This is a genomic window from Bradyrhizobium sp. STM 3809 (assembly GCF_000239795.1).
In the GTDB taxonomy this organism is placed as follows: Bacteria; Pseudomonadota; Alphaproteobacteria; order Rhizobiales; family Xanthobacteraceae; genus Bradyrhizobium.
Genome location: NZ_CAFJ01000168.1, coordinates 1 through 6,121, shown reverse-complemented (window position 1 = coordinate 6,121; position 6,121 = coordinate 1). Strand labels below are relative to the sequence as shown.

Genomic DNA, 6,121 nt, shown 5'->3' with positions numbered 1-6,121 from the left:
TCCGCAATCAGCTTCATGCGCAGCCAGATCCAGCGCTCCTCGCCGGGCTGGCCGGGATTGGCGTGGCGCGGCGCGCGGTTGGTCGGCGACTTGAAATGGGCGTTGCCGAAGCCGCCATTGCCGCCCTGCGCCAGCACGAAGCGCTCGCCGACCGCGGTGAAGTCGTGGATCAGCGTCTCGCGATCCTCGTCGAAGATCTGCGTGCCGACGGGAACCTTGAGCACCACGGACTTGCCGCCGGCGCCGTGGCGGTCCTTGCCCATGCCGTTCTCGCCCTTTTGGGCCTTGAAATGCTGCTGGTAGCGGTAGTCGATCAGGGTGTTGAGGCCGTCGACGGCCTCGATCACGACGTCGCCGCCGCGGCCGCCATTGCCGCCGTTCGGGCCGCCGAACTCGATGAACTTCTCGCGCCGGAACGCAACGCAACCGTTGCCGCCGTCGCCGGAGCGCACATAGACCTTGGCTTCATCGAGGAATTTCATGATGCGCCCTACGTAGGCGAGGCAGCCCCCAACAGCAACCGCGGAATGCGGTTAATTCGGCCGAAAGCCTTAATTTCGAGCGGTAAAGCGAGGCTGCGCAAGCGGTGGACAAGGCTTGCGCAGGGGTTGCGGCAGGGCTGCGTGACGCTTTCAGCGGAAGGGCTGGAGCGCCGGCAGTGCGCCTGATAAGGCAGCCCGATCATGAGCGTGCTCTCCCGAATCTCCACCGCCAATGACGAGCGCTCGGCGCGGCTGGCCGGCATCGGCCTGATGCTGCTGTCGATCGCGATGTTCTCGTTCGGCGACGCGCTGGGCAAGTTCCTGGTCTCGACCTATGCCGTCGGCCAGTTGCTGTGGCTGCGCGCCTGCGCCGCGCTGCTCTTGCTCGCGCCGTTCATCTGGCGCAACCGCGCGGCGTTCGTGCAGCTCGAGCGTCCCTGGCTGCAGCTGGTGCGCGTGATCCTGTCGACGCTCGAGGTCGCGGCGTTCTTCCTCGCCACCGTCTATCTGCCGCTCGCCGACGTCATCACCTATTATCTCGCCGGTCCGATCTTCGTCACCGCGCTGTCGGCGCTGGTGCTGCGCGAGCATGTCGGCTGGCGGCGCTGGACCGCGATCCTGATCGGCTTCTGCGGCGTCTTGATCGCGCTGCGGCCGTCGGCGCAGACCTTCAGCCTGCCGGCGCTGATCGCGCTCGGCGGCAGCCTGTCGTTCGCGGTGCTGATGCTGATCACGCGCAGCCTGCGCGCGACGCCCGACATCGTGATGGCGTCGTCGCAATTCGTCGGCACCTTCCTGCTCGGTGCCGCGATGTCCGCCTTCGGCTGGGTGACGCCGACGCCCGGCAGCCTCGTGATGTTCGCCGCGGCCGGGCTGATCTCGGTGACGGCGCTGTTCTGCGTCAACCGCTCGCTGAAGCTCGCGCCGGCCTCGGTGGTGGTGCCCTATCAGTACACGATGATCGTCTGGGCCGTGCTGTTCGGCTTCGTCGTGTTCGGCGACGTCCCGCATCCCGCGACGATCATCGGCGCGATCATCATCATCGGCGCCGGCCTCTACATCTACCTGCGCGAACGCAGCCTGGGGCAGGGACAGGGTGCGGTGAACCCGCCCGTCTAGCCGCACCCACCGCCCGTCGTCCCGGCCTCGAGCCGGGACCCATAGCCACCGAACTTGGTAATGGGATCACGCCGGAGCCACAGCCTTCTTCAACACAGGCTGCACGGAGTCTGGGTCCCGGCTCAAGGCCGGGACGACGCTGTTGATGGAGCGGCCGCCTCGGCTAACTCCGCCGTCCCGCATTGGCCCAGGCCTTCAGCGAGGCCCACACGCCGCGGGTCAGGCGGAACGCATCGACCGGGGCCGAGGAGCCGATCACCTCGAAGCGGTGCAGCTCGACGCCGGTCCATTGGAAGCCGCACTTTTCGAGGATGTTGCGCGAGGCCGGGTTGCTGACGCGGGCGTGGCCGATCAGCACATTGTCCTCACCACGCGCGAAGAAGTCGTCGATCGCGGCGCGCGCCGCCTCGGTGCCGAAGCCGCGGCCCCAATAGTCGACGCCGAGCCAGTAGCCGAGCTCGGCGCGCCCCGACGCGGGACGGTTGATGCCGACCATGCCGATCGGCGCATCGAGATGCGCGATCAGGAACGCCGTCTCGCCGCTCTGCTCCAGCGCGCGCACGAAGCGGGCGGCATCGACCTCGGAATAGGGATGCGGCAGCCGGCGGGTGTTCTCGGCGATGCGCCGGTCATCGGCGAGCCTGGCAATGGCTTGGACGTCCGCGAGCACCGGCGGACGCAAGGTCAGCCTGGGGGTCTCGAGGACGCAAGGTCTCGCCTCGCGCAAGGTGGGGGTGGTGATGTCCTGCAGCATGTCGGGCTCCATCGACGCTTCGGGATCAATCGATCAGCGAAAATGAAAAGGGGAGGCCGGTTGTCCCGCCTCCCCTGGAGCCATCTGGCGCTCCGCCGGTTCGTCAGGACCCGGCGGACGCAAATTGTTCCACCGTATGTTACTCGGCAGCTTGGGCGGCTACCGGGCGTACCGAGATGAACGTGCGGTTGGCACGATCATGGAACTCGACGACGCCCTCGATTTTGGCAAACAGGGTATGGTCCGTGCCCATGCCGACGTTGAGGCCGGGATGCCAGGTCGTGCCGCGCTGACGCGCAATGATGTTGCCGGGAATCACGCGCTCGCCGCCGAACGCCTTGATGCCGAGGCGCTTGCCCTTGGAGTCGCGTCCGTTGCGGGATGAACCGCCTGCCTTTTTATGAGCCATCGCTCGTCTCCGATCTCGCGATCACCATTAGCGCGATTCCGCCAAGGGATCATTCACAATTGCAGGGCGCGGACCAAAAATCCGCGCGATGAAGGTTTGAAGCCGATGCGGCGCGCCGCGCGCGCCAGCAGGCTTGGCTTACTCGGCGGCGTCGGCCGCCGGGGCTTCCGCCTTGGCCTTCTTCGGGCGCGGGCCCTTGGTCGGCTTGGCGTTGTCGGTCAGGATCTCCGAGACGCGGATCAGCGTCAGCTCGTCCCGGTAGCCGCGCTTGCGGCGGGAATTCTTGCGGCGGCGCTTCTTGAACGCGATGACCTTGGGGCCACGCTTGTGGTCCAGCACCTCGACGGCCACCGACGCGCCGGCCACCGCCGGGACGCCCAGCACCGGGGTGTCGCCACCGACCACCAGCACCTCGTTCAGCTGCACGATCGTGCCGGGCTCACCGTCGATCTTGCCAATCTCGAGCACATCATCCGGGGCGACGCGGTATTGCTTGCCGCCGGTCTTGATGACTGCGAACATCGTTCTCATCCTTCGTGTTCGGTCCCGGCCTCGAAGCCAGATGGCCCCGGGTCGGCTTCTTGTTCAGTCGTTATGGTTCATGTGGTCCGGCCCGATCGGGGCCGGCAGCCGCGCCCGAGGCTCAAGACCTCAAAAATGGGCGCAACGACAATCGGCGCGAGAAGCTCGCGCCGGTCGATCGGGCGCTTATAGCGGCCTGCAAGCCTGAGTCAAGGTTAAGGAGGCCCGAAACCATCGGTTTCGTCCGCCGTTGTCCTGCACACAAGGCAACAGGGCAGGGACATCAATGGCCGACGACGTCATGACCACCACGGGCATCGCCCGTCACGGCGCCGCGCGGCTGCCGTCGGTTGAGATCGACAGCTTCAACATCGAGCTCAAGGACGAGGACGGCTTCCTCGGCGACCGCGCTTCCAAGGGCGCCTTCCGCAAGATCCTGGAGCGCTGGCGCAAACCCCTGCGCAAATCCGGCAAGGACCCGTTCGGCGACGAGGACAGCGAGACCATCAGCAAGAAGGCGCTCGACGCGATCCTGGTCGGCGACGACACCGAGGCCTCCGCCGTGGTGCATTCGGCGATCGAGGAGTTCGCCCAGGAGCTTGCCCATGTCACAAGGCGCTTCCTGCGCACCAAGGCTTGGGCCAAGACTGAATGCATCGTGGTCGGCGGCGGCTTCCGCGATTCCCGGCTCGGCGAGCTCGCGATCGCACGCACCGAGATCATCCTGAAGGACGAAGGCTTCGGCGTCGAGCTGGAGCCGATCCGCTACCACCCCGACGATGCCGGCCTGATCGGCGCACTGCACCTGGCCCCGTCCTGGATCTTCGAGGCTCATGACAGCATCCTCGCCGTCGACATCGGCGGCACCAACATCCGCTGCGGCGTGGTCGAGACCGCCTGGAAGAAGTCGCCGGACCTGTCGAAGGCCTCGGTGTGGAAGTCCGACCTTTGGCGTCACGCCGATGACGAGCCGACGCGGGAGGGCGCGGTGAAGCGGCTCGCCAAGATGCTCAAGGGCCTGATCGAGGAGGCCGACGCCGAGGGCCTCAGGCTCGCCCCCTTCATCGGCATCGCCTGTCCCGGCGTCATCAACGAGGACGGCTCGATCGAGAAGGGCGCGCAGAACCTGCCGGGCAATTGGGAGAGCAGCAAGTTCAACCTGCCGGCCAGCCTGGTCGAGGCGATCCCGATGATCGGCGACCACGACACCGCGGTGCTGATGCACAATGACGGCGTCGTCCAGGGCCTGTCCGAGGTGCCCTTCATGCAGGAGTTCGAGCGCTGGGGCGTGCTCACGATCGGCACCGGCCTCGGCAATGCCCGCTTCACCAACCGCCGCAGGGACAACGGCCGCAAGGACAAGGACGAGAAGTCCAAGGACGAGAAAGCCAAGGACGACAAGGCCGACGACAAGAAAGCGGCGAAGAAGAAAAAGGACTGAGCGGCCCCACTCGCCTCCGGTCCATGTTGCATCGCAATATGGGCCTTAAAAATGCGACCAGCTGTTCGCAGCGTGCGAAAAAGCGCCGTTCAACCAAACGGATGGCGCGACCCCGGTAACCTTGATCGGTTAGGTTAAAAATCGGTTGGCGTTGCGATGCACGCAGAGATGGCCCAGGGTCGTCCGCGTCGCTCAGGCCGGCCGGATTGACCCCCGTCTCTTCCGTCGGTTTCCCCAAGATGTAGCGACACGGGACCGCCGGCATGTGTCAGCGTACGGCGGTCCCACCTCGCTTGGCCCCGCGCGGTCCCCCAGGGGACCATTCCGCGCAGGCGTCAGCCGCCCCACCGCTTTTCGGTTGGAAATATCCTCTTCCCCGCCTTGTCACCCCCGCCGCCGTGCCCTAGAACGGCGCCCGACCCGGGGGCCACGCCCCTGATTTGCGCCTGGAGAGGTGGCAGAGTGGTTGAATGCACCGCACTCGAAATGCGGCATAGGTGCAAGCCTATCGGGGGTTCGAATCCCTCCCTCTCCGCCACTTAGGACCAGAACTGCAGTCGCGGATCTTGGCGCCGGAAATCGCAGCGACCGTTCTGTACAAATCCCTCTTCAACCTCTCCCCAAGCACGCGGGTGACGACCGACCTGCTGCGCCCGGCTGTCTTCCTGGCGCCCGGCTCATGACAATGTGGCAGCACAAGGCGGCAACGCCGATCTCGGCGCCCGACCCTCATGGTGAGGAGCGCCGCGCCGGCCAGATCCAATGCGAGGCAAGATCGTCGCGCGCGGCGCGTCTCGAACCATGAGGCCCCAGCGAGGCCTCGCCCTTCGAGACGACCGCCTGACGGCGGTCTCCTCAGGGTGAGGAGTGACGGTCGTGCACGGTGACAAAAGCCCGCAATCGAAACGAGGGCTCTCGTGTCTTCCGGCGAGGCGATCTCTCCAAGAGCGCGCTCTTCGAACTCATGATCCGCGTGCAGCACGCTCCGTGCCTGGGACTCATGACGCGGCCCCTTCGATGCACACGCGACTGATGACCGACGTGCTACGCCAGTCTCGGCACCCGACTCTCGTCATGGACACACGGCTGCCGGCCGATGCGCCGCGCCGATCTCGGCACCGGACCCTCATGGTGAGGAGCGCCGCGCCGGCCAGGTCAATGCGAGGCAAGATCGTCGCGCGCGGCGCGTCTCGAACCATGAGGCCACAGCGAGGCCTCGCCCTTCGAGACGACCGCCTGACGGCGGTCTCCTCAAGGTGAGGCGTGGCGGTCGTGCAGGGCGATCGGCTTGCGATCGAAACGAGGGCTCACGCGTGACCCTGAATTTCGCAAAAAAACAATTGTATTGCTATTTTTCGGAATCCATGTTTCTCTCTCGCCATCCCGGCCCGCGA

Annotated in this window: 6 protein-coding genes and 1 tRNA gene; 3 read left to right on the top strand and 4 right to left on the bottom strand. The window is 66.1% G+C overall.

What is annotated here, in order from left to right; genetic code table 11:
- Positions 1 to 482 (bottom strand): GTPase CgtA (locus tag BRAS3809_RS09165; RefSeq protein WP_035655828.1); only part of this gene is annotated, 482 nt, incomplete at its 3' end.
- A gap of 201 nt (positions 483 to 683) precedes the next feature.
- Here BRAS3809_RS09165 and BRAS3809_RS09160 point away from each other — a divergent pair.
- Positions 684 to 1,601: a DMT family transporter gene (locus BRAS3809_RS09160; RefSeq protein ID WP_008961806.1), complete on the top strand. Its 918-nt coding sequence runs from the start codon at positions 684 to 686 to the stop codon at positions 1,599 to 1,601.
- A gap of 163 nt (positions 1,602 to 1,764) precedes the next feature.
- Here the strand turns inward: BRAS3809_RS09160 and BRAS3809_RS09155 are convergent, their stop codons facing one another.
- The 3 genes from BRAS3809_RS09155 to rplU all read right to left on the bottom strand — a co-directional run bounded on the left by BRAS3809_RS09155 (position 1,765) and on the right by rplU (position 3,286).
- On the bottom strand, positions 1,765 to 2,355 hold the full coding sequence (locus tag BRAS3809_RS09155; protein WP_008961805.1) for a GNAT family N-acetyltransferase: 591 nt from the start codon (positions 2,353 to 2,355) through the stop codon (positions 1,765 to 1,767).
- Positions 2,356 to 2,494: 139 nt separating this feature from the next.
- Complete coding sequence (gene rpmA / locus BRAS3809_RS09150; RefSeq protein WP_008961804.1) at positions 2,495 to 2,764, bottom strand: 50S ribosomal protein L27; 270 nt, start codon at positions 2,762 to 2,764, stop codon at positions 2,495 to 2,497.
- Positions 2,765 to 2,902: 138 nt separating this feature from the next.
- The gene (gene rplU, locus BRAS3809_RS09145) at positions 2,903 to 3,286 is read right to left on the bottom strand and encodes a 50S ribosomal protein L21 (RefSeq protein ID WP_008961803.1); all 384 of its coding nucleotides are present in this window, start codon (positions 3,284 to 3,286) and stop codon (positions 2,903 to 2,905) included.
- A 286-nt stretch (positions 3,287 to 3,572) separates the two neighbouring features.
- Here rplU and BRAS3809_RS09140 point away from each other — a divergent pair, with 286 nt between their 5' ends.
- Both BRAS3809_RS09140 and BRAS3809_RS09135 read left to right on the top strand, forming a co-directional pair.
- Positions 3,573 to 4,727 carry an ROK family protein gene (locus BRAS3809_RS09140; RefSeq protein ID WP_008961802.1) on the top strand — a complete coding sequence of 385 codons (1,155 nt, stop codon included), beginning with the start codon at positions 3,573 to 3,575 and terminating at the stop codon, positions 4,725 to 4,727.
- Positions 4,728 to 5,175: 448 nt separating this feature from the next.
- Positions 5,176 to 5,265: transfer RNA gene (locus BRAS3809_RS09135), tRNA-Ser, on the top strand.
- Positions 5,266 to 6,121 lie beyond the last annotated feature (856 nt).

Bases quoted from the DNA above. Each gene is read 5' to 3' on its own strand.
- BRAS3809_RS09160 (WP_008961806.1), top strand. From the start codon at position 684: ATGAGCGTGCTCTCCCGAATCTCCACCGCCAATGACGAGCGCTCGGCG.
- BRAS3809_RS09155 (WP_008961805.1), bottom strand. From the start codon at position 2,355: ATGCTGCAGGACATCACCACCCCCACCTTGCGCGAGGCGAGACCTTGC.
- rpmA (WP_008961804.1), bottom strand. From the start codon at position 2,764: ATGGCTCATAAAAAGGCAGGCGGTTCATCCCGCAACGGACGCGACTCC.
- rplU (WP_008961803.1), bottom strand. From the start codon at position 3,286: ATGTTCGCAGTCATCAAGACCGGCGGCAAGCAATACCGCGTCGCCCCG.
- BRAS3809_RS09140 (WP_008961802.1), top strand. From the start codon at position 3,573: ATGGCCGACGACGTCATGACCACCACGGGCATCGCCCGTCACGGCGCC.